Here is a 21,825-nt window from a genome sequence, read left to right on the forward strand (position 1 = left end):
ATGTCCCTCATTCGCGCGCTCAGCAAGGAACTGGAGGCACGCAGCGACGACTCGCTGCGTGCCCTGTTCGCCGCGCGGCCGGACCTGATTTCCCCCGGGGTCCCGGACTTCGCCGCCCTCGCCGCCCGGGCCAGCGGGCGCGCCAGCGTGCAGCGGGCGCTGGAGCGGCTCAACCGCCCCCAGATGCAGGTGCTGGAAACCCTGCACCTGTGCACCAACACGGACACCGGACACAGCGCCTCCGCCGCGACGCTGAAGAAGCTCATCAACGGCTCCACGGCCGCGGCGATCGAGCGGATGCTGCATTCGCTCCAGGAGCGGGCCCTCATCCACCGGGCCGATCCCCCGCACGGCGTGACCTCGGCGGCCGGCCCGCGGCAGCGGCACTTCCTTCCGGTCGGCAGCCTCAAGGACGTCATCGGAATCTACCCGGCCGGCCTCGGCCGCAGCTACACCGAACTGGTCCGGCTCCAGCCTGCCTTCGCGCAGCGGGTCGTACAGCTCGTGGCGGAACTGCACCGCAGCGGGGCGGCCATTTCCCCCGCCACGACACCGATGGAGGCTGCGTTGTCGCTGCAGCACTGGACGTCGACGCCGGAATCCCTCCAGACCATCCTCGCCGGCGCTCCGGAACGCACGACGGCGCTGCTCGCCAGATTCGGGAACTGGGCCATGGGTGCCGTCCCCCAGGCGCAACGGCGCGCCTCCGTGCTCCACGAAAGCGCCGACGTCGGACCGGTGGACTGGCTGCTGGCGCGGGGCCTGCTGGTGCCGCTGGACGCCGCCCACGTTGAGCTTCCGCACAGCGTCGGCGTGTCGCTGCGCGGCGGGTTCATCATTGAGGACTTCGCACTGGTTCCCCCGGCCCCGACGCTCGGCCACACCAGTGCGGCCCTGCGCCGCAACGCCGCACTGGCCGCCATTGCCGAGACGCTGCGGCTTGTCGGTGAGCTGCTGCACGCCGTCCGCGAGCAGCCGCTGGTGACGCTGCGGAGCGGCGGCGTCGGCGTCCGCGAGATGAAACGCCTGGCCGACTCATTGCGGATCGGACTGCACGAGGCCGGGGTGTTCGCGGAGCTGTGCGCCCTTGCCGGGCTCCTGCGCCTGGATGTGGACAGTTCCGCCTGGGCCCCGGCGCCCCAGCTTGAGTGGCTGGCGCTGCCGCGGCAGGAGCAATGGCTCTGGCTCGTCAACGCCTGGCTGGCGAGCGAGCGCGCCCCCTCGCTCGTGGGCCAGCCCCTCACCGGCATCGCCCCGGGCCCGGCACCGCACCGCGGCACGGCCGGCACCACCATCAACGCGCTCTCCGCCGAGGCGCAGCGGCCGGACGCCCCTGTCATCCGCAGGCGGATCCTTGAAATCCTGGACGAACTGACCCGGGAGGCCTCGGCGTCCGACGGCCAGGCGCCGGTGCTGGATGCCGCTGCCGTGCTGGAGCGCGCCGACTGGTCACAGCCCCGGATGGCCCGGCGCTTCAGCTCCCTGATCCGCGGTGTCCTGGCCGAGGCCCAGATGCTGGGTCTCGTCGGTTCCGGGGCCCTCACCCAGCTCGGCGCGGCAATCGCCGCCGGGCAGGCCGACGACGCCCTGGGGATCCTGGGCGAGCACCTGCCCGCGGCGCTGAACCATGTCCTGCTGCAGGCCGACCTGACCGCGGTGGCGCCGGGCTACCTCGCGCCGGAACTGAGCGAAAGGCTCCTCACGATGGCCGATCCCGAGGGCCAGGGGCCGGCCACCATCTACCGCTTCTCGGTCGCCTCGGTCCGGCGGGCGCTGGACGCGGGGCAGGACGCCGCGGCCATGCTGGACTTCCTGTGCCAGCATTCGGCCACCGCCATCCCGCAGCCGCTGAAGTACCTCATCGAAGACACCTCCGCGCGCCATGCCAGGCTCAGGGTCGGCGCCGCCACCAGCTTCATCCAGAGCGAGGACGAGACGGCCCTGCAGGAACTGCTGGACACCGCCGCCGCGGCCGGCCTGGGACTTACCCGCATAGCGCCGACCGTCGTGATCTCGCACGCCACGCCCCGGGAAACGGCCCACGCGCTCCGGAACCTGGGGCTGTCCCCCGCCGTGGAGGAGCCCGAGTCCGCCGTCGTCCGGCTGCGGCGGGCCGGGTCGCTGCCCGGCAGCGGCCGCCCGGTCTACAGCGCCCCCAGCACCGCACCGGCGGAGGCCGACGTCGACGCCGCGCTGGCGTTGCTCCGCGGCGGCCGGCCTACCGGCGGCAGCCAAAAAAACGGGACCCGCCCCCCGGCGGCTCCGGGCAGCGAGGAAGCCACCCAGCTGGGGCTGGAGACCTTGCAGAAAGCCATCCGGCTCAAACAGCGCGTCGTCATCAACGTCGTGGACGCCATGGGGAATGCGAGCCGCGAAACGGTTGTTCCCGTGGCGGTGAACGGCGGCCGGGTGCGGGTCTTCGATCCGGACAAGGACACCGAACGCGTCCTGTCCATCCACCGGATCGTCGACGTGGAAGCTGCAGAGGAATTGCTCCAGTGAATGACGGGCCCCTGATTGTCCAGAGCGACAAAACCATCCTGCTCGAAGTCGACCATGCGCTGGCCACCGAGGCCCGGCATGCGATCGCCGCCTTCGCCGAGCTGGAGCGGGCCCCGGAGCACATGCACAGCTACCGGCTGACGCCGCTGGGCCTCTGGAACGCCCGGGCGGCCGGGCTGGACGCCGAAAAGGTGCTGGACACGCTGCTCAAGTACTCCCGGTTCCCGGTGCCGCATTCGCTGCTGATCGACATTGAGGAGACGATGTCCCGGTACGGCCGGCTCCGGCTCGAGAAGGACCCGCAGCACGGCCTGGTGATGCGCACCTCCGACTATCCGGTGCTCGAGGAGGTCAGCCAGGCCAAGAAGATCGCGCCCCTGCTGGGTCCGAGGATCGACGGCGAGACCGTCGTGGTGCACTCGTCCCAGCGCGGGCAGCTCAAGCAGCTGCTGCTCAAGATCGGCTGGCCGGCCGAGGACCTCGCCGGCTACGTCGACGGCACACCGCACCCCATCATGCTCAACGAGTCCGGCTGGAAGCTCCGGCCGTACCAGCAGCTGGCCGCGGAGAACTTCTGGGCCGGCGGCAGCGGCGTCGTCGTACTGCCCTGCGGTGCCGGCAAGACGCTCGTGGGCGCCGCCGCGATGGCCACGAGCTCGACGACCACGCTGATCCTGGTGACCAACACCGTGGCCGCGCGGCAGTGGAAGGACGAACTGCTCAGGCGGACCTCCCTCACGGAGGAGGAGATCGGCGAGTACTCCGGCTCCGTCAAGGAGGTCCGGCCCGTCACCATCGCCACGTACCAGGTGCTCACCACCAAGCGCGGCGGCCTGTACCCGCATCTGGAGCTCGTGGACGGCAACGACTGGGGGCTGATCATCTACGACGAGGTCCATCTGCTGCCCGCCCCGATTTTCCGGATGACCGCGGACCTGCAGGCCCGGCGGCGGCTCGGGCTCACGGCCACGCTGGTCCGCGAGGACGGCCGGGAGGGCGAGGTCTTCAGCCTGATCGGCCCGAAACGCTACGACGCGCCGTGGAAGGACATCGAGGCCCAGGGCTACATTGCCCCCGCCGACTGCGTGGAGGTCCGGGTGGACCTGCCGCGAGACGAGCGGGTGGCCTATGCGATGGCCGAGGACGCGGACAAGTACCGGCTGTGCGCCACGTCCGAGACCAAGACCCTCCTGGTCGAGCAGCTCGTCGCCGGACACGCCGGCGAGCAGCTCCTCGTGATCGGGCAGTACATCGACCAGCTGGACGAGATCGGCGAGCGCCTGCAGGCGCCGGTGATCAAGGGCGACACCCCGGTCAAGGAACGCCAGCGGCTCTTCGACGCCTTCCGGGCCGGCGAGGTGCAGACCCTGGTGGTGTCCAAGGTCGCCAACTTCTCGATCGACCTGCCCGAGGCCTCGGTCGCGATCCAGGTCTCCGGATCGTTCGGCTCCCGGCAGGAGGAGGCCCAGCGGCTGGGCCGGCTGCTGCGTCCCAAGAAGGACGGCCGGGCCGCCCGCTTCTACTCGATCGTGGCCCGGGACACGCTGGACCAGGACTTCGCGGCCAAGCGGCAGCGCTTCCTGGCCGAGCAGGGCTACGCCTACCGGATCATGGACGCCAAAGACGTCGGACGGAACCCCTCGGCGCCCTGACCACGGGCGGGGCCTGCTGACACAACGCGGCCGTGGATAAAACACACATCTGCCATTCAGAAAACTCCCAGAGTCTGGGAGCATCATGGGAAGTATGAAAAAGAACGGTGCCGAAGCAAAGCTCCTCGTCGTCGACGACGAACCCAATATCCGCGAACTGCTGTCCACCTCGCTGCGCTTCGCGGGCTTCGAGGTCGTCTCGGCCGGCAACGGACGCGAAGCCCTTGCCGCTGCGGAACTTCATGCCCCCGACCTCGCCGTGCTCGATGTCATGCTGCCGGACATGGACGGCTTCACCGTCACCCGCCGCCTGCGCGCCGCCGGCAAGCACTTCCCCGTCCTGTTCCTGACGGCCAAGGACGACACCGAGGACAAGGTCACCGGCCTGACGGTCGGCGGCGACGACTACGTCACCAAACCCTTCAGCCTCGACGAGGTGGTGGCCCGCATCCGCGCCGTGCTGCGCCGGACCCAACCGCAAGTGGACGACGACGCCGTCATCCGGGTCGATGACCTCGAGCTCGACGACGACGCGCACGAGGTGCGCCGCGGCGGTACCGTGATCGAGCTGTCCCCGACCGAGTTCAAGCTCCTGCGCTACCTCATGCTCAACCCCAACCGGGTGCTGTCCAAGGCGCAGATCCTCGACCACGTCTGGGAGTACGACTTCAACGGGGATGCCTCCATCGTGGAGTCCTACATCTCCTATCTGCGCCGCAAGGTGGACATCGATCCCGACGCGCCGGCGCTGATCCAGACTAAACGCGGCGTCGGGTACGTGCTGCGGACGGCCGAGAAACGCTGACCTTGCTGCACCGCTGGAAAGCGGCCTCGCTGCGCTCGCAGCTGGTCGCCATCATGATGGCGCTGATGCTGGTCGCGCTCACGGCCACCGGGGCCGGCACGCTGACCCTGCTGCACAGCTTCCTGCAGGACCAGGTGGATGACAAGCTGAGGGCCGCCGTCGTCTCCGCGCAGCGGCAGCAGTCCTTCAGCCAGCTCCAGGACCAGAACTCCACCGTCCCCACCGACTATTCGCTGATGCTCTTGACCCCGGGGCTGCCCCCGTTTGTGTTCGGCGGCGACAAGGAGGACCACCCCCAGATCGCGAGCATCTCCGTGGCAGAGGCCAGGGACCGCGACCAGACGCCGTTCCAGGTCCGTGGCACGGACCAGCAGAACTGGCGCGTCGTCGCCGTCACGGTCGTCGATGGCAGCCGGAGCGCCGTCGTGATCATCGGGCTTCCGCTGGCCCCCGTCGATTCGGTGGTGGAACATGCCGCCCTCGTGGTGGTCGGTGTGGGGCTCCTGACCCTCGTTCTGGCCTTCCTCATCGCCACCTGGACCGTCTCCCGTTCCTTCCGGCCGCTGGCCCGGGTGGAGAAGACCGCCGCCGCGATCGCGGCCGGAGACCTTTCGCGCCGGGTTGAAGTCGAAAACCCCGGCACGGAAGTCGGCCGGCTGGGCAGCTCGCTGAACGCCATGCTGGCCCACATCGAAACGGCCTTCGCGGCCCGGATGGCCTCCGAGGCCCGGATGCGGCGGTTCGCGGCCGACGCCTCCCACGAACTGCGGACCCCGCTGGTCACGATCCGGGGTTTCTCCGAGCTGTACCGGCACGGGGCGCTGTCCTCCCCCGAGGATGTGGCCACCGCGATGGGACGGATCGAAAGCGAAGCCAAACGGATGGGATCCATGGTGGAGGACCTCCTGCTGCTGGCCCGCATCGATGAACAGCGCCCGCTGCAGCGCAAGCCCGCGGACCTGATGCTCGTTGCCCACGACGCCATGGTGGACACCCAGGCCAGCGACCGCAGCCGCACGATTGCCCTGGCGGGGCTCGACGGCGGCGCCCCGGGCCCGGCGCCGGTGCTCGGCGACGAAGCCAAGCTGCGGCAGGTGGTCAGCAACCTGGTCGGCAATGCCCTGCGCTACACGCCCGAAGGCACCCCGATTGAACTGGCTGTGGGGGTCCGGACCGCCGAGGACGGGACGCGGCAGTCCGTGGTCGAGGTCCGGGACCACGGCCCGGGCGTCCCGGACGAGGAAGCCGCCCGGATCTTCGAGCGCTTCTACCGCGCCGACACCTCACGGACCAGGGAGACCGGCGGCAGCGGACTCGGGCTGGCGATCGTGGCCGCCATCGTCGGGGCGCACTCCGGCTCCGTGCGGCTGGAGAAGACCGACGGCGGCGGCGCCACCCTGGTGGTCAGCCTTCCGTACCTGGACGAGCCGGCGGAGGACCTGGAAAGGATATCCACATAGCGGCGGCATCCGTCGCGGAACCCACGTCGCCAGCCACGGCGCCATCCACATAGGGGCGGCCGGCTGTGGCCCTGCTCTTATGTGGATGCCTAGGCTCGAGCTGTCCGGAAGATCCGGACCAGGCAGCCTCTCCTTCGACCGGGAGTGCGGCTGCCTCCGGCACCGTCGAGAGGGCATTTCATGAGCATCATCTCCGTGGACACGGAACTACTCCAGCTCAAGTCAGCCAACGTCCAAGCCACAGTGGACCGGATCAGCGCGGACGTCCAGGCGATGAGACGCGGCCTGGATGAGCTGCAGTCGAGCTGGCGCGGCTCCGCGGCCAACAATTTCCAGGCCCTGGTGGCCGAATGGGCGCTGACGCAGGGCAGGGTTGAGGCATCGCTTGCCTCGATCAACCTCGCCCTCCGCTCGGCGGCCGCAAGCTATGCGCAGGCCGAGCTGAACAACGCCCAGCGTTTCGGCTGAGCGTCCCTGCACCGCCGTCAGGCTTCGGGCGTGCCCTGGTGGAAGCGGAGCCGCCATTGAGTCCCGTCAAGGACCCATAGGGAGCTGTGCAGGGCCGTGCCCGAGCGGGAGTAGCTGCGGTAGGTAAGGAGGATGGCGCCCTCGCCCAGGCGCTCCGCATCGAGCATTTCGAGATCCGTCGGGCCGTCCGGATTCTCTTCCAGGGCCATCATCAGGGCATCCCGGGTCCAGATCCGGCCCGAGCTGCCGATTTCGGTGAAGTCGGGATGCAGCAGCACTCCGGTGCGCCCCAGGTCCGCCCGGGTTTCCGGGCGGCGGAGTTCGCGCTCGAGGGACGCGACGATGGCCTCGGGGCTCGCGTCCCCGCCCGCTCCGGGTACCGGCTCGTCCAGCTCGCTGAAGAGATCGGGTTCACCGAACAGTTCCTGCTGGCCGCCCCGCAGCGGGGACGCGGGGCGTGCCGCAGGTGCTGCCTGCGCAGGAGACGCCGCGTCGGCCGGCGCGGCGCCCTGCAGTTTCATTCCCTCCTGGGCAGGGCCGAAGCCCGGGCCTTGCCGGACGGCAACACCTTGCTGGTAGGCCGTGGCCGCCGCCCGGGCACGTTCGTCGGCCGCCTCGTTGAGGTCGTGCCCCGCGTGGCCGCGCACCCATTCAAAGGTGTACATGCGCCCGGCGAGCGCCTGGTCGATGTCCTTGAGGAGGTCCACGTTCATCACGGGCTTGCCGTCCGACTTGCGCCAGCCCTTGCGCTTCCACCCTGGCATCCATTTGGTCACAGAGTTGATGACGTACTGGCTGTCGCAGAGGATATGCAGCTTTTCGCCGGGAAGGTGCGCAGTGGACCTGAACAGGTCCAGGACGGCCATCAGCTCACCCTGGTTGTTGGTGCCATGGGGCCATCCGCCGGCCCGCCAGCAGTCGTCATTCACGTACCAGGCCCATCCGGCCGGACCGGGATTTCCTAAAGCCGAACCGTCGGCCGCTGCTGTAATTGTCACTGGTCCATCCTGCCAGACCTCCGCCCCCACCAAGCAACGCTCCCTCACATCCCGCAGGCTGTCCCCCGACGCTCCCTCACATCCCGCAGCGTTGGCGAAACCTGAGGAAGGGTCCCGGGGAAACCTGCAAAACCTGAGGGAGGGTCCCGGCGAAACCTGCTGTGGAGTCTCATGACCCCGTAGACACCTTGTCTCAGGCCTCGTGGACTATGGGGGCGGTGTTGCAGCTGCGCAGGAGCATTCCCGACCCGGATATCAGGATCCGTCATGCCGTGGACACCTGACCCGGGCCTCCCGCGCGGCGCATCGTGGGGCGGTTTGCGCGTCATCAGCCACACCAGACCACGAAAGGAGCACCCTATGTCGGCAACGGACAGCCGTCAGGCATCACGGCCGGCCCCGCCGGAGCCCGCAGACGGACGTGACCCGCAAAACAAACACACTACCTGCGAAAAACCTGCGCCATTCCCCCACCAGCAGACGAACCAAAAGACAATCCGTGCACCACACGCCATGAGACATGAACCGGCCACGAAGTCCTGAGGAATGGTCCCGGCGAAACCTGCGAAACCTGCGAAACCTGAGGGAGGGTCCCGGCGAAACCTGCGAAACCTGCGAAACCTGAGGGAGGGTCCCGGCGAAACCTGCGAAACCTGAGGGAGGGTCCCGGCGAAACCTGCGGAACGTGAGGGAGGGTCCCGGCGAAACCTGCGGAACGTGAGGGAGGGTCCCTGGCGGGCTCACGCCGACGGCGGCCCCACCCGAAGGTGGAACCGCCGTCGTTGAACTACGTGTTCAGAGGCTGGAAGCCGGGTGGTTAGAAACCGCCCATGCCGCCCATGCCGCCCATGTCGTCGCCGCCACCCATGGCCGGGGAGTTCTTCTCCGGCTTGTCGGCCACAACGGCCTCGGTGGTCAGGAACAGGCCGGCAATGGAAGCCGCGTTCTGCAGGGCAGAGCGGGTGACCTTGACCGGGTCGTTGATGCCGGCAGCCAGCAGGTCGACGTACTCGCCGGTAGCTGCGTTCAGGCCGTGGCCTGCAGGCAGCCCGCGGACCTTGTCGACGACCACGCCGGGCTCGAGGCCGGCGTTGAAGGCGATCTGCTTCAGCGGGGCGTCGATGGCAACGCGGACGATGTTCGCACCGGTTGCCTCGTCGCCGGAGAGCTGCAGGTTGGCGAATGCCTTGGCACCGGCCTGGATCAGGGCAACGCCACCGCCGGCGACGATGCCCTCTTCAACAGCAGCCTTGGCGTTGCGGACAGCGTCCTCAATGCGGTGCTTGCGTTCCTTGAGCTCAACTTCGGTTGCGGCACCGGCCTTGATGACTGCAACGCCGCCGGCCAGCTTGGCCAGGCGTTCCTGCAGCTTCTCGCGGTCGTAGTCGGAATCGGAGTTTTCGATCTCGGCGCGGATCTGGGAAACGCGGCCGGCGATCTGGTCGGCGTCGCCTGCACCCTCGACGATCGTGGTCTCGTCCTTGGTGACAACGACCTTGCGGGCGCGTCCCAGGAGTTCGAGGCCGGCGGTCTCAAGCTTGAGGCCGACTTCCTCGGAGATGACCTGGCCACCGGTGAGGATGGCGATGTCGGCGAGCTGCGCCTTGCGGCGGTCGCCGAAGCCCGGAGCCTTGACGGCGACGGACTTGAAGGTGCCGCGGATCTTGTTGACGATCAGGGTGGCCAGGGCCTCGCCCTCGATGTCTTCGGCAATGATCAGCAGCGGCTTGGAAGACTGCATGACCTTTTCGAGGACAGCAACCAGTTCCTTGACGCTGGAGATCTTGGAGTTGACGATCAGGATGTACGGATCCTCAAGGACCGTTTCCTGGCGCTCCGAGTCGGTGACGAAGTAAGCGGAGATGTAGCCCTTGTCGAAGCGCATGCCTTCGGTCAGCTCCAGCTCGAGGCCGAACGTGTTCGACTCCTCGACGGTGATGACGCCTTCCTTGCCGACCTTGTCCAGGGCTTCGGCAATCAGGGCGCCAATCTCGTTGTCACCGGCAGAGATGGACGCCGTGGCGGCAATCTCTTCCTTGGTTTCGATTTCCTTGGCGGAAGCCAGGAGTTCGCGGGTGACAGCTTCGACAGCCTTTTCGATGCCGCGCTTGAGGGACAGGGGATCAGCGCCGGCCGCGACGTTGCGCAGGCCTTCCTTGACCAGGGCCTGTGCCAGCACGGTAGCGGTGGTGGTTCCGTCGCCGGCGACGTCGTCCGTCTTCTTGGCAACTTCCTTGACCAGCTCGGCGCCGATCTTCTCGAAAGGATCGTCCAGCTCGATCTCCTTGGCGATGGAAACACCATCGTTGGTGATCGTGGGGGCGCCCCACTTCTTTTCGAGGACGACGTTGCGTCCACGCGGGCCGAGGGTGACCTTGACGGCGTCGGCGAGGATGTTCAGGCCCCGCTCAAGACCGCGGCGTGCCTCTTCATCAAATGCAATGATCTTGGCCATAACGGCAGTAGTCCTTTCGGGACAGTCGTTAAGAATGAACCTATGCTGCGGTGCCCGCGACGGACGATCCTTGCCCGGCGGCCTCTGTACGCCGCTGGGCCCGGGATCTCACCCCAGCCAGGTATTTCTTTCGCTCCCAGACCGGCTGCGCCACTTCGTGACCGGGCGAACCGGGCGTCGTTTTAGCAGTCAATACTCGGGAGTGCTAAGTCAATAATTAGCACTCCCCCGGGGAGAGTGCAAGCAGTGGGGAGGCCGGGCGCGGCCGTTTCGGCCCTGAACCGGCGCGGTACGGGCTCTGTACCGGCACAGTGCAACGTCGCAATACGCTACGAGCGATCAGCTGCCGCTGCTGTTGGCCGTTTCGCTTCCGCTCATCGTGGCCAAGTTGCCCGCCCCATAGCTGTAGACCATGTAGCTGGCCGCGGTCACGTCGCCATTGGCGTCGAAGTTGATCCCGCCGGACTCGCCGTCGTAGTCGGGGCGCCGGCCCGCACGGATCGCCTCGGCGCATTCCTGGTAGCTGTGGCAGGCGGCGGCCGCGTCGGCGGCCTGCGCGCCGTCTGCCGCCCTGCCGCCGGAGACGGCCACGAGCCTCGCCGCGATGGATGTGCCGGCGTCGTCCTGGGCCGCAGCGGCCGCGATGGCGGCCAGGTTGACGGCGTCATACGTCTCGGCGGCGAAGGTCATGTCCTTCAGGCCGGGATCGACGGCCACCAGCTTCGCCTGGAAGTCCACGGTCGGAAAGATGCCCGGCAGGATTCCCCGGGCTCCGTCGAGGGCCAGGGCGCCGAGGCCGGAACCGTACTGGTTGACGGCGCCGTCGCTGAGGATGAGCTTCCTGCCCGCCAGTCCGACGTTGTTCAATTCCGCGATGGCGCCCTGCGCGCCCTCGCGGGAGATGAGGACGACGGCGTCGGGGGCCGCGGCCTTGGCGGCTGCGGCGGCCTGCCCGGCCTGTCCCGGCTTGAACTCGGCATCGGCTACCGGGTCCAGTCCGGCCTGCCTGGCCGCGGCGGCCACGGCGGCGGAGACGTCCTTGCCGTAGCTGCCCTCCTCATGGACCACGGCGACGGTCCTGGCGCCGCCGTCCCTGGCGAGCTTGACCAGCACCGGCGCCTGGGCGATGTCGGCGGCCGCGGTGCGGAAGTAATAGCCGCCGCTCCTGTATTTGCTGAGCCCGCCGGCCGCGTTGGCCGGGGAAACCACCGCCACCTTGGCATGGGACAGTACATCGATCGCGCCGGGGGCGCGGCTGGAGTCTGTCGGGCCAATCACGACGTCGGCCCCGGCCGCCACCAGCGCCTTGGCCTGCGCGGCCGTGTCCTGGCTGATCGTCTCGGGGAGCAGCTCCACGGGCTTGCCTTTGTGGCCGCCCGCCGCGTTGATTTCCTTGATGGCGAGCCGTGCCGCGGCCAGCTGCGGCGCATTCAGGAAGTCTTGCCGGCCGGTGTTGTCCAGGATGAGGCCGACCCGCAGCGTGCCGTCACCGCTGGCATCGGCCGCGGTGATGCGGGCGGTGCCCGACACCCCGGCGCAGCCGGTCATCGCCAGCGCGGTCATCGCCAGCGCGGTCATCGCCAGGACGGCCAGGGTCCCCGCGGCGGCGGGGCGCAGGCGCAGGGCGCGCCCCCGGCGTCGGGCGTGCGCAGCGGGGAGGGCCATCAGGCGGGCCGGACGCTTTCGGCCTGCGGGCCCTTTTCGCCCTCGCCGACCTCAAGCTCGACCCGCTGGCCCTCGTCCAGTGCGCGGTACCCTTCGCCGACGATGGCGGACCAGTGCACGAAGACGTCGTCTCCGGAGCCGTCCACGGTGATGAAGCCGTAGCCTTTTTCGGCGTTGAACCACTTCACGGTTCCCAGTGCCATGGTGTCCACACTTTCAGTTAGCTGGCGAACGGCTCACCACGATGTGCGCCGCGGAATGCAAACCGCAGAATGCAAAACCAAGTCCGCAGACACTGTATCCGCAGCCTTCCGTGCGGGAGCAGGGTGCGGGCCGGGTCGGCGGCGAATAGTTATTCAGGCGTAACCGGAAGGGACTACTGGAACCCTGGCCCCAGCACGACGACGAGCGGCGCGTTGAATTCAGCGGACTGCACCATCGTGGGGATGCCAAGGAGCGTGCCCAGGGCCTCGGCGTTGCCCTGCTGCGCCTTGCCGCTGTAGAAGATGACCGAAGTCTGCTGGCGGGCCCCGGGCCAGTTGCCCAGCTGGCCCAGTGTCCAGCCGGCGGACGAGACGGTGCCGCCCACGCGGCTGGCGAGCCCTGCCGTGGTGGTCCCGTTGTAGATCGTCACCGGCTGCGTCTTGTCCACGGGCTGGACGGCCGCCGTCGGCGTGTCCCCGGCCGGCGCGGACGCCGACGGCGACCCGCCGGGCGCTTCGGTGGTGGCACCCGCGGACGCACCCGGGGATGCGCTGGAGGGGGTCGGGCTTGGGGCGGCGGGTGCCGGCGATGCGGAGGAACCGGCCGCCTCCGCGGTCAGGGCCGAGGAACCCCCGGCCGAGGCGAAGCCGAGCTTCGGCAGGATCAGGAACGCCACGAGCCCGACGGCCAAGGCCGCGAAGCCGGCAGCCAGAATCGGAGCCAGGCTGCGGCGCCGGGGCGTGGAGACTGCCCGATGGACACCCTGGCGCGTGGAGGTCTCCGGGACCCGATCAAATTCATCCCGAGCATATTTGGTCATGGTAAAACGACGTCCTTGCTGATTTCTTACGAAGTGACCGCGGCCGGGTTCAGCGCGGGAATCTGCGTTTCCGGCTGTTCTTCACGCGGTTTTACGCCTCTGAACCCAAACGGCGTGCAGTGCGGGCACGTTGGCGTGACGTACGTAGTCTACGCAATCTCTTCACCAGCATAGGATCGTGCGCCAGCGCAGCCTCGGTATCGATGAGCGCGTTGAGGATCTGGTAGTAGTGGGTGGCGGAGAGGTCGAAGAGCTCCCGGATCGCCTGTTCCTTGGCCCCGGCGTACTTCCACCATTGCCGTTCGAGGGCGAGGATCTGCTGCTCCCGGCTGCTCAGCGGGGACTCCCCGGGCGACCCGTCCGGGCCGGTGTCCGCGGCGGGATCTTCCGACGCCGGCAGGTGCTCTTGCGCTGTTTCGGCCACGTCACTCCTTGGCTGGTCTGGAAAAAAGCTCGGTCTCCATGTTACGGGGCGGCTACGACGGTTGTCATTGCGCAGCCTGCGAGAATGGAGCCTGTGGTTGCTTCCGATCCCTCTGAGCCCGCCGCGCTGTTCCAGCTGGAGCCGGCGGCAGAGCCCTTGGGGTTCGCCGAGCTGGCCGAGCTGCCCCTGGCGGGGCTCGCCGCCCCCGACTGGGCGGCGGCGCTCGCCCCGGTGGAGGGGCAGCTGCGTACCGTCCTGGGCTTCCTTGCCGCCGAAGTTGCCGGCGGCCACGCGGTCCTGCCGTCGCCGTCGAACGTGCTGCGGGCATTCCGCCAGCCGCTGGGGGCGGTCCGGGTCCTGATCGTGGGCCAGGACCCGTACCCCACGCCGGGCCACGCCGTCGGGCTGGCCTTCGCGGTGGACGGCGCCACCCGCCCGATCCCGCGCAGCCTCGCCAACATCTACAAGGAACTCGAGACCGATCTCGGCCTGCCGCCGCGCATCCACGGGGATCTGGGCCGCTGGACCGGCCAGGGGGTCCTGCTGTTGAACCGGGTCCTCAGCGTCCGCGCCGGGGCGGCGGGCTCGCACCGCCAGAAGGGGTGGGAGGCCATCACGGCGGCCGCCATCAGCGCTGTCGCAAGCCGCCGTACCGCAGCCGGCGGCACTCCGCCCCTCGTGGCGGTCCTGTGGGGGAAGGACGCCGAGTCCGTCCGGCCGCTGCTGGGATCCTGCCCGGTGCTCTCCAGCGCCCACCCCAGCCCGCTCTCGGCATCGCGGGGCTTCTTCGGCTCCAGGCCCTTCAGCCGGGCCAACGCCCTCCTCCAGGACCAGGGCGACGGCACGGTGGACTGGGAACTGCCGCCGCTTGCGTAGCCGGCTGCCTGGCCGCTTTCCTGCCGCGCGTCTGAGGACGGCGCCTGAGTACGGCGTCGTAGTACGGCGTCTTGACGGCTGCCGGGGCAGGACGCTTCGCTAGGCTGCAGGCTGCTTCGCTAGGCTTAGGATCATGACTTCTGTCCCCGCCGCCACCACTGCCAGCCGCAACTCCCGCCCGCAGACAGACCTCACGGTCCTGCGGCGCGAGCAACTCTCACCGCACATGGTCCGGATCGTCGCCGGCGGCCCGGGCTTCGACGGCTACGTCAACAACGGCTACGTGGACCGCTACGTCAAGATCGTGTTCCCGCAGCCCGGCGTCGGGTACCCGGAGCCGCTGGATCTCTGGGCCGTCCGGGAATCCATGCCGCGCGCGCAGTGGCCGCATACCCGCACCTACACCGTCCGCTGGGTCGATGCGGCGGCCAGGGAACTGGCGATCGACTTCGTCATCCACGGCGACGAAGGCCTCGCAGGCCCCTGGGCGGACTCCGCCCGGCCCGGGGACAGCCTCATCTTCACCGGCCCGGGCGGCGGCTACAACCCGGACCCGACGGCGGACTGGCACCTGTTCGCCGGCGACGAATCCGCGCTGCCGGCCATCAGCGCCGCCATCGAGTCGCTGCCGCAGGATGCCACCGGCCTCGCCTTCCTGGAGGTCGACGGCGACGCCGACATCCAGCAGATCGGGGCGCCCGCCGGCGTCGAACTCGTCTGGCTGAAGCGCGGCGGCATACCAGCCGGCTCCAGCGAACTGCTGGTCAATGCCGTGCGGGACGCCGAGTGGCCCGAGGGCCAGGTTCAGGTCTTCGCCCACGGTGAGCGCGGCTACATGAAGGGCCTGCGGGACGTGTTCTATGTCCAGCGCGGCCTGGAGCGCGGGCAGGTCTCGCTGTCCGGTTACTGGGCGAAAGGCCGGGTGGAAGACGACTTCCAGGCGGAAAAGAAACAGCCCATCGGGAAGATCTAGCAGGAAAATCTAACGGGAAGATTTAGTCAGGAAGATCTGCCCCGGGCGGCAGCCCGGCGCTACCGGCGCCGCGCCCGCCGTCGTTCGTTGCTGGCCTGGCTCCTCGTCAGCGGCCGGGCGAGGGTGTCCCCGAGCACGATGCCCGCCGCGACGCCCAGCACGATGGCGCCCGCGTTGAGCATCCCACCGGCTCCCATGAGGATTTCGGATTCCTCGATCGTCAATACATACATCGACCGGAATATAGTGAGTCCGGGCAGCAGGATCAGGGCGGCCGGAACGGCCACCACCAGCTGGGGTGCGCCCATCCGCAGAGCGACCACCCGGGCAAGCAGACCGATCACCACGGCGGCAAGGGCAGGTGCGAACCGGGGCCCGATCCCCACGGCGCCACCGCCGATGAGGACCAGATAGCCTATGACACCGACGGCCGCGGTAGGGAGCAGCAGCGTCCAGCTGGTCTGTTCGGTGATCCCGATCGCGACGACGGCGATGGCGATCATGATGCCCACGGCCCACCACGGATACGCCGGAGGGAATGTTTCGGTGACGTCGATCGGCTCCATGCCGGTCATGTCCCCGACCACGAAGCCGACGGCGATTCCGGTGACGAGCGCCCCGAAGGTCAGCATGGTGGAGACGAAACGGCCGGCCGCCGTGACCGGGAAGCCGTTGATCGCATCCTGCACCGAGGAGACGAGCCGTCCCGTCGGCAGCAGCAACAGGATTCCGCCGACCACCACGATGGCGGGAGGTATCTGGATGCCTACCAGGCCACCGAAACGCCACAAGAGCAGGGCGATGAAGGTGACCAGGAAGGAACACGAGGCGGTGACGAAGAAGTCCGGTGTGCGCCAGCGCCCCAGCTGCCGGGCCAGCAGGCTGACCAGCAGGTTGGAGACGAAGGCGACGGCAGAGGCTCCGGGGCCGCCGCCGAGCACACCGACGAAGACGGCGGAGAACACTCCGAACGCCACCGTGACCATCCAGCGTGGGAATGGCTTGGAACTGTGGGTGATTTCGTCGAGCCGGCGCACTGCCTCCTCGCGTCCCACCCCACCGGCCACGATGTCCGTGACCAGCTGGTGCACCTTCGCCAGGCCCGCGTAGTTGTTGGTCCAGGACCGCACGACACGCAGCAGGGTGATGGGCGTCTGGTCCTTGGGGGCATAGTTGATGGCCACCGACTGGTTGGTGATGTCCACCTCGATGTTCTTCAGTCCCAGGGCCGCCGTGATGGCGATGATGCTGGTCTCGACTTCGAGGGCTCCGGCGCCGTACCGGAACATCGACTCGGCCAGGTGCAGCGCGAAGTCGATCGTCTTGCGCGCGGAGGTGTCTACGCCGCCCACCTGGATCATCGGGTTGGCGTAGGGGCTGCCGGCCAGCCGGTCCACGATGCTCATCGGGGCCGTCGGCGGGTTCTCGCCCTGGACGAGCCGGCGCAGCATGCGCCGGGCGGCGGCGTTCTGGTTCACCTGCATCGGCGACATCGGCTCGGTCCGGGGCAGTCCGTCGTTGTGCGGCCTGCGGCGGCCGTCGGATTCTTTGGTCATTCCGGCGTCCTCAATTTCGCTTTGCAGCAGGTTCAGTAGAACTGCTGGCCGGTGCGGCGGGTGTAAAGCTGGCGGGCCACGCGCTCCCCCGCGGCCATCCAGGCCTTGTACTTCAGCGGGCTCAGCACCTGGTCGTAGCAGCCGACAAAGTCGGTGACGGTCTTGCTGAAGCTGGTCTTGAACAGGCCGAGCCCGTGGAACGGGTTGGCGGTGTCCTTGAGCTGGTCGCTGGGCGGGGTGCCGCAGAAATCGTATTCGGTGCAGCCCAGTTCCTTGAGCTGGTTGATCGCGGTCCACTGGACCAGGTGCGAGTCGCCGTACTGGCTGCGTTTCTGCAGCGAGCCGCCGTCCTTGTACGTTCCCTTCCGGCCGTAGTTGATGACGAAGGCGCCTACGGAGGGCACCCCGTCCTCATGGACGAAGAGCAGCCGGCCCTGGCCCCGGTCGATGAAGTTGGTCCAGAACTGCCGGTAGTACTCGTATTCACGGACCCGGACCTGTGACTTGGCCTCCACGGTAGTGGTCATCAGCCCGTACATGGAACGGAAATTCTCTTCGCTCGGTTCCGCGTTGCGGACCTCAACGCCTTCGCGGACGGCCCGGCGGACGGCGTTGCGGCCGCGCGAGTGCAGGTTGCGCAGCAGCTGGTTTTCCTCCGGGGAGATGTCCAGCAGCGCCGTGGAATCATTGGGCTGCAGGTTGTGGGTCTTGAGAAGCCCGGCGCGTTCCAGGACGCTCTTCGCCCCGTCGGAGCGGATGATGTCCGGCTCGATCTTGATGGCGAAGACGCCGAGCCGGGCGCGTTTCACGAGCTCGGCGTTGGCTGCGGCGACCCCGGGGATGTCCTCGACGGAGGCCACATCGGGCCCCTTGATCAGGTACCAGAGTTTGCCCAGGAGCGGGAAGGACTTCTCCAGGACCAGGTTGTAGCTCGTGTAGTCGGCCGTCTCGTAGACCAGGCGCAGGGGCTTCCAGCCGAAGTGCTGTTTGACCTCGGCGAACGCCTCGGACTGCAGCAGGTTTCCGCCATTGGGGTTCGCCGTGACATGGGAGTCCCAGTTGGCGACCTCGTCGGCGGAGGCAAAGCGGGCAGTGAATTCACGCAAGTGTGCGGTATCCAATCTTCGCGGAACGGGCTTCGGCGGCACGATGACATGCAGCCACAAGTCTATCGGCCCTACCCCGGACCGAGGGCCGCACGGAGCCACGACCAGCGCCCCGACGGCGCCCCGGCGGGGCTCCCGTCGGGGCTCCCGGCGGACAAGATAGGCTGGAATCATGCAGGCCAACCAGCAACCGCTTGTCGAAGGCTCCGGGACGCAGCCGCCGCGCAGCGGACAGCGCGGAACCGGTCTCCAAGTGCTGGCATTGCTGCTGTTTCTCGGCGCCTCCGCACTCGCGGCCGGTCTCGGCGGGCTCGCCACCGTCAGCAACGTCAACGGCTGGTACGCCACCGCGGACAAGGCGCCGTGGTCGCCGCCGAACTGGGTGTTCGGCCCGGTCTGGACTGGGCTCTACCTTGCGATGGCCGTCGCCGCGTGGCTCGTCTGGCGCCGCCGGGGCGGAAAGTCACGCGCCGCCCTGACCAGCTACGGGGTGCAGCTGGTGCTGAACCTGCTCTGGACCCCGGTCTTCTTCGGCCTGTACCCGGTGCTCGGAACCCCGGCGCTGTGGACCGCCTTCGCCATCATCGTCGCCCTTGCCGTGGCTGTCGCCACCACGGTGACGCTCTTCGGACCGATCAGCCGGGCGGCGGGGCTGCTGATGCTGCCCTACCTGTCCTGGGTCGTGTTTGCCGCGTCCCTCAATCTGTGGGCCGCGCTCAACAACTGATCGTTCAGCACTCCACGACGTTCACGGCGAGGCCGCCGAGCCGTCGCTCCAGAGCGCCATTTTGACGGCGTTGATGGCCTTCGCGGCGGCGATCGCGTTGCGTTCGATGCAGGGGATCTGGACGAGCCCGCCGAGGATCCTGGCACCGGCCAGCATCCGCTCCTGGCGTTCCCTGAACTCGGGGGACGCGGCGATCTTGAAGGCAACGGCCTTGCCCGCGATGACGTGCTCCCGCCGTCCGCCCTGCGGGCCGGGGAACACCGCCGAGTTGATCTTCTTGGCGATGTCGGCGTCGTTGCTCAGGAAGATGCCGCCGCGCGGGCCGGCGAGGGTCTTGTGCGTGGTGGACGTGGTGACGTAGGCGTGCGGCACCGGCGACGGGTGCAGGCCCGCGGCGACGAGCCCGGCAAAGTGGGCCATGTCCACCATCAGGTAGGCACCCACGGAATCCGCGATCCGGCGGAACCCGGCGAAGTCCAGCTGCCGGGCGTACGCAGACCAGCCGGCGACGATCAGTTGCGGCTTGCGCTCCTATGCCAGGCGCTCCACCTCGGCCACGGCTGGCGTCGCGGTGGAATTCCGCTACCTCTTCCTGGCCCAGATGTTCAACAACCCCGAGCTCGCGGACCTGACCTCCAACACGGCCGTGAACATCGTTACGTGCCTCGTTTTCGTGGCACTGGCCGTCTTCGTCTACTGGGGCTGGGACGTCTGCCTCACCGTGAACGAGGAAACCAAGGGCGGCCGGGGCATCGCCGGCCGGGCAGGAACCACGACGGCGGTCGCCGTCCTGGCCCTCTACCTCGCCGTGATCGTGGCCACCATGGTGGCCGGCACCGGAGCCGACGGCATCGGACTGAACAACCCGGACAACCAGTCGAACGCCTTCGCCGCCCTCGCCTCTCCGGTGATGGGCCCGCTCGCCATCCTGATGTCCCTGGCCGTGCTGTCGGGCACCGCATCGTCCCTGCAGTCCACCATGGCATCTCCGGCTCGCAGCCTGCTGGCCATGGGCCACTACGGCGCCCTGCCGCCGCGCTTCGCATCTGTCAGCAAGCGCTTCGGATCCTGCTACGCCACGGTCATGGCCGGACTGATCTCCGGCCGTGGACAGCTGGCTCTGGAATTCGGCAGCGGCTCTGAGGTCTTCGGGGTGGGCCTGGTGTTCATCCTCGGGATCGGCGTCCTCGCCCTTGGCGTCGTGGTCCTGCTCGTCGCCGCGAAACTGCATCCGGGCTTCTTCCGCGGCGAGACCATCCGGAAGGACGCCGTCACCGTGCTGGAACGGGCCCTGAAATGGCTCGGCCGGATCCTGGGCAGGCCCCGCGCCGCCGAAGTGATGCGCGAGCGGATTCTCGCGAATCAAAGAGCAGAGGCGCTTCATGAGTGTGTATAAGAAGCAGTGCAGCTGGCAGCCGATGCGACGCAGAATAAATGAGAGGCCCCGATATTCATCTGATCACGGGGCCTCTCATCTTGTGTTTGGGACTATTGGTAAACGATTTGCCTGGCGGCGCTCACGGCCCGACTTTCAACAGTTCAAGCTCCGACTCTGTCTCCGTCGCCAAGTGGGCACTATTGCGTTGACGCAGGCGCCTCTCCACCGCAAAACCCGCCAGGCCAAGGAGCACGAAAACCATAATCACTGCGTAGTTCTGGTACCAGGGCGCTTCTGGCTGCCGCGGCCATGCGATATTGACGATCTCAAAACCCAACCACAACAGCGCGGCCACGTTCACTACTGGGCCAAGAACTCCCAGGCTGAAGGGTCCGTCCTTCCACGCTCCTTTCAGCCGAACTACCAGGGCGGCCAGCACTGGAAAGATGAATGCCACGTAGAAGCCGGCAGTCGCGAACGCAATGAGGGCGCCGTACACCTGCGATGCCGACAGGGCAAGAACAATCATTGAAGCGACCGCAGAGACTAAGAGGGCGTTGATGGGCAGTCGGTCGGTCTTGCTGAGGCGCCTCAGAACCTTGGCCGCAGGTAGGGCATCCAGCCTGGCAAATGCGAAAATCGAGCGAGATACAGCCGCCTGCAGCGCCACTGTCCCCGCGATGAATCCCAGGACGATGGTCACCAGGAGCGGTTTGGTGATTCCCTCGCCAAGATTGGCAGTGAGGGTTGTCGTAATCGGGTCCGGGTCTGCCCCCGACATGGCAGCACCGATATCCGGGATTGCGAGGAGCAGGGCCAGGCACGAAAACGTTATGACAGATGCCACCGTGACCAGGGACGTCAGTACTGCCCGCGGCACTCTGCGTTCGGGTGATCGAACTTCCTCGGCTATTGCGCCCGCACTTTCAAATCCAACAAACGACCATCCGATAATTGCCACTGCCGCAAGGAAAGGCCCAAAGACATATGCGGTTGTGTCGGGTGCGGATCCGAAGGAGTCCAGAATCGTGCTGAGGGAATTTCGGCGATGGAAGATGATGAGCACCAACCCGACTCCCAGGCTGGCGATGACCTCGCACACGATGCTCACCGTCACCAGCAGACTCAGCCATTTCCTTCCGGCGGAGTTGGCAATCGTACTGACCAACAAGATGACGGCGCCCAGCATGATTTTCGTTGTCGTGTCAGGCTGTTCGATGCCGAGCAATGAGGCTAGAAAGGTGCCTCCACCGAAGGCTACAGCGGCAACTGTGATGATGAGGGTCCAGATGTAGGCCCACCCTGCGTACCAGCTGTAGGTGTGCCCGAGAAGGGACCTGGACCAAAGGCAGACCCCGCCGGCAACAGGCCAACGTGAAGCGAGCTCGGCAAGTACAGCCGCTACCAGGGCCTGGCCCAAGAGGACAACCAACAGACCCCACCAGAAGGCTGGCCCTGCGGCCATCAGTGCCAAGCCAAATACTCCGTACAAGCCGATGATTGGCGACATGAATGCAAACGCCAGAGAGAAGGAGGACCAGAACCCCATCTCCCGTTTGAGTTCCAGGGATTCAGGATTACGCGCCTGTGTTGGACCAGGTACATCCGACAACAGCTGGGACGGGGAGTTCATTGCTATGAGCCTTCTTTCGCTGGGACGGTCTTAGGGTTGAAGCTTCACAACGCGCGGGGGGCGTGGCTGATGCGCAGCCAAGGGCTTCGCCCTTGGCCTGTTGTGTTTTGGGATCACCAATGT

Annotated in this window: 17 protein-coding genes and 2 pseudogenes; 9 read left to right on the plus strand and 10 right to left on the minus strand. The window is 67.7% G+C overall.

Going from position 1 to position 21,825, the window contains the following annotated elements; all coding sequences use genetic code 11:
• The 5 genes from J9611_RS09040 to J9611_RS09060 all read left to right on the plus strand — a co-directional run bounded on the left by J9611_RS09040 (position 1) and on the right by J9611_RS09060 (position 6,887).
• Positions 1-2,502 (plus strand): helicase-associated domain-containing protein, encoded by a 2,502-nt coding sequence (locus tag J9611_RS09040; RefSeq protein WP_211879464.1) that lies wholly within the window; start codon positions 1-3, stop codon positions 2,500-2,502.
• Positions 2,499-4,154 carry a DNA repair helicase XPB gene (locus J9611_RS09045; RefSeq protein WP_211879466.1) on the plus strand — a complete coding sequence of 552 codons (1,656 nt, stop codon included), beginning with the start codon at positions 2,499-2,501 and terminating at the stop codon, positions 4,152-4,154. The genes J9611_RS09040 and J9611_RS09045 overlap by 4 nt, the downstream gene beginning before the upstream one ends.
• A 94-nt stretch (positions 4,155-4,248) precedes the next feature.
• Entirely contained in the window at positions 4,249-4,959 is a 711-nt protein-coding gene (locus J9611_RS09050) for a response regulator transcription factor (RefSeq protein ID WP_211879468.1), read from the plus strand.
• 2 nt (positions 4,960-4,961) lie between these two features.
• Entirely contained in the window at positions 4,962-6,419 is a 1,458-nt protein-coding gene (locus J9611_RS09055) for a sensor histidine kinase (protein WP_211879470.1), read from the plus strand.
• Positions 6,420-6,599: 180 nt separating this feature from the next.
• The gene (locus J9611_RS09060) at positions 6,600-6,887 is read left to right on the plus strand and encodes a WXG100 family type VII secretion target (protein WP_211879472.1); all 288 of its coding nucleotides are present in this window, start codon (positions 6,600-6,602) and stop codon (positions 6,885-6,887) included.
• Positions 6,888-6,904: 17 nt separating this feature from the next.
• Here J9611_RS09060 and J9611_RS09065 read toward each other — a convergent pair whose 3' ends face one another.
• The 6 genes from J9611_RS09065 to J9611_RS09090 form a co-directional block, all read right to left on the minus strand.
• Entirely contained in the window at positions 6,905-7,885 is a 981-nt protein-coding gene (locus J9611_RS09065; RefSeq protein ID WP_211879474.1) for a ribonuclease HI family protein, read from the minus strand.
• 817 nt (positions 7,886-8,702) lie between these two features.
• A complete protein-coding gene (groL, locus tag J9611_RS09070) occupies positions 8,703-10,340 on the minus strand; it encodes a chaperonin GroEL (RefSeq protein WP_211879476.1) in 1,638 nt (545 codons plus the stop codon).
• Between the two features lie 339 nt (positions 10,341-10,679).
• Positions 10,680-12,005 carry an ABC transporter substrate-binding protein gene (locus J9611_RS09075; RefSeq protein ID WP_372447776.1) on the minus strand — a complete coding sequence of 442 codons (1,326 nt, stop codon included), beginning with the start codon at positions 12,003-12,005 and terminating at the stop codon, positions 10,680-10,682.
• Positions 12,005-12,208 carry a cold-shock protein gene (locus J9611_RS09080; RefSeq protein ID WP_211879478.1) on the minus strand — a complete coding sequence of 68 codons (204 nt, stop codon included), beginning with the start codon at positions 12,206-12,208 and terminating at the stop codon, positions 12,005-12,007. Before J9611_RS09080 ends, J9611_RS09075 begins: the two co-directional genes overlap by 1 nt.
• Positions 12,209-12,381: 173 nt before the next feature.
• A complete protein-coding gene (locus J9611_RS09085; RefSeq protein ID WP_211879480.1) occupies positions 12,382-13,029 on the minus strand; it encodes a LytR C-terminal domain-containing protein in 648 nt (215 codons plus the stop codon).
• Between the two features lie 91 nt (positions 13,030-13,120).
• Complete coding sequence (locus tag J9611_RS09090; RefSeq protein ID WP_211879482.1) at positions 13,121-13,453, minus strand: DUF3263 domain-containing protein; 333 nt, start codon at positions 13,451-13,453, stop codon at positions 13,121-13,123.
• Positions 13,454-13,546: 93 nt separating this feature from the next.
• Between J9611_RS09090 and J9611_RS09095 the strand changes: the two genes are divergently transcribed.
• Together J9611_RS09095 and J9611_RS09100 are read left to right on the plus strand one after the other, a co-directional pair.
• A complete protein-coding gene (locus J9611_RS09095) occupies positions 13,547-14,329 on the plus strand; it encodes a uracil-DNA glycosylase (RefSeq protein ID WP_307857060.1) in 783 nt (260 codons plus the stop codon).
• Positions 14,330-14,462: 133 nt separating this feature from the next.
• Positions 14,463-15,302: a siderophore-interacting protein gene (locus tag J9611_RS09100; RefSeq protein WP_211879486.1), complete on the plus strand. Its 840-nt coding sequence runs from the start codon at positions 14,463-14,465 to the stop codon at positions 15,300-15,302.
• A gap of 59 nt (positions 15,303-15,361) precedes the next feature.
• Here the strand turns inward: J9611_RS09100 and J9611_RS09105 are convergent, their stop codons facing one another.
• Positions 15,362-16,858: a threonine/serine exporter family protein gene (locus J9611_RS09105; protein WP_211879488.1), complete on the minus strand. Its 1,497-nt coding sequence runs from the start codon at positions 16,856-16,858 to the stop codon at positions 15,362-15,364.
• A gap of 32 nt (positions 16,859-16,890) precedes the next feature.
• Entirely contained in the window at positions 16,891-17,964 is a 1,074-nt protein-coding gene (locus J9611_RS09110; RefSeq protein WP_211879490.1) for a lipid II:glycine glycyltransferase FemX, read from the minus strand.
• Between the two features lie 172 nt (positions 17,965-18,136).
• Between J9611_RS09110 and J9611_RS09115 the strand changes: the two genes are divergently transcribed.
• Complete coding sequence (locus J9611_RS09115) at positions 18,137-18,691, plus strand: TspO/MBR family protein (RefSeq protein ID WP_211879492.1); 555 nt, start codon at positions 18,137-18,139, stop codon at positions 18,689-18,691.
• Between the two features lie 63 nt (positions 18,692-18,754).
• Here J9611_RS09115 and J9611_RS09120 read toward each other — a convergent pair.
• A pseudogene (locus J9611_RS09120) lies at positions 18,755-19,258 on the minus strand (serine hydroxymethyltransferase); the annotation flags it as partial.
• Here J9611_RS09120 and J9611_RS09125 point away from each other — a divergent pair.
• Positions 19,242-19,976, plus strand: a pseudogene (locus J9611_RS09125) (hypothetical protein); the annotation flags it as partial. The pseudogenes J9611_RS09120 and J9611_RS09125 overlap by 17 nt on opposite strands.
• Before the next feature lie 232 nt (positions 19,977-20,208).
• Here J9611_RS09125 and J9611_RS09130 read toward each other — a convergent pair.
• Complete coding sequence (locus J9611_RS09130; protein ID WP_211879494.1) at positions 20,209-21,702, minus strand: APC family permease; 1,494 nt, start codon at positions 21,700-21,702, stop codon at positions 20,209-20,211.
• Between the last annotated feature and the right edge of the window lie 123 nt (positions 21,703-21,825).

Source organism: Pseudarthrobacter albicanus (assembly GCF_018224015.1).
GTDB classification, from domain to species: domain Bacteria; phylum Actinomycetota; class Actinomycetes; order Actinomycetales; family Micrococcaceae; genus Arthrobacter; species Arthrobacter albicanus.

Bases quoted from the DNA above. Each gene is read 5' to 3' on its own strand.
- J9611_RS09105 (WP_211879488.1), bottom strand. From the start codon at position 16,858: ATGACCAAAGAATCCGACGGCCGCCGCAGGCCGCACAACGACGGACTG.
- J9611_RS09115 (WP_211879492.1), top strand. From the start codon at position 18,137: ATGCAGGCCAACCAGCAACCGCTTGTCGAAGGCTCCGGGACGCAGCCG.
- J9611_RS09075 (WP_372447776.1), bottom strand. From the start codon at position 12,005: ATGGCCCTCCCCGCTGCGCACGCCCGACGCCGGGGGCGCGCCCTGCGC.
- J9611_RS09100 (WP_211879486.1), top strand. From the start codon at position 14,463: ATGACTTCTGTCCCCGCCGCCACCACTGCCAGCCGCAACTCCCGCCCG.
- J9611_RS09130 (WP_211879494.1), bottom strand. From the start codon at position 21,702: ATGAACTCCCCGTCCCAGCTGTTGTCGGATGTACCTGGTCCAACACAG.
- J9611_RS09080 (WP_211879478.1), bottom strand. From the start codon at position 12,208: ATGGCACTGGGAACCGTGAAGTGGTTCAACGCCGAAAAAGGCTACGGC.
- groL (WP_211879476.1), bottom strand. From the start codon at position 10,340: ATGGCCAAGATCATTGCATTTGATGAAGAGGCACGCCGCGGTCTTGAG.
- J9611_RS09085 (WP_211879480.1), bottom strand. From the start codon at position 13,029: ATGACCAAATATGCTCGGGATGAATTTGATCGGGTCCCGGAGACCTCC.
- J9611_RS09060 (WP_211879472.1), top strand. From the start codon at position 6,600: ATGAGCATCATCTCCGTGGACACGGAACTACTCCAGCTCAAGTCAGCC.
- J9611_RS09040 (WP_211879464.1), top strand. From the start codon at position 1: ATGTCCCTCATTCGCGCGCTCAGCAAGGAACTGGAGGCACGCAGCGAC.
- J9611_RS09050 (WP_211879468.1), top strand. From the start codon at position 4,249: ATGAAAAAGAACGGTGCCGAAGCAAAGCTCCTCGTCGTCGACGACGAA.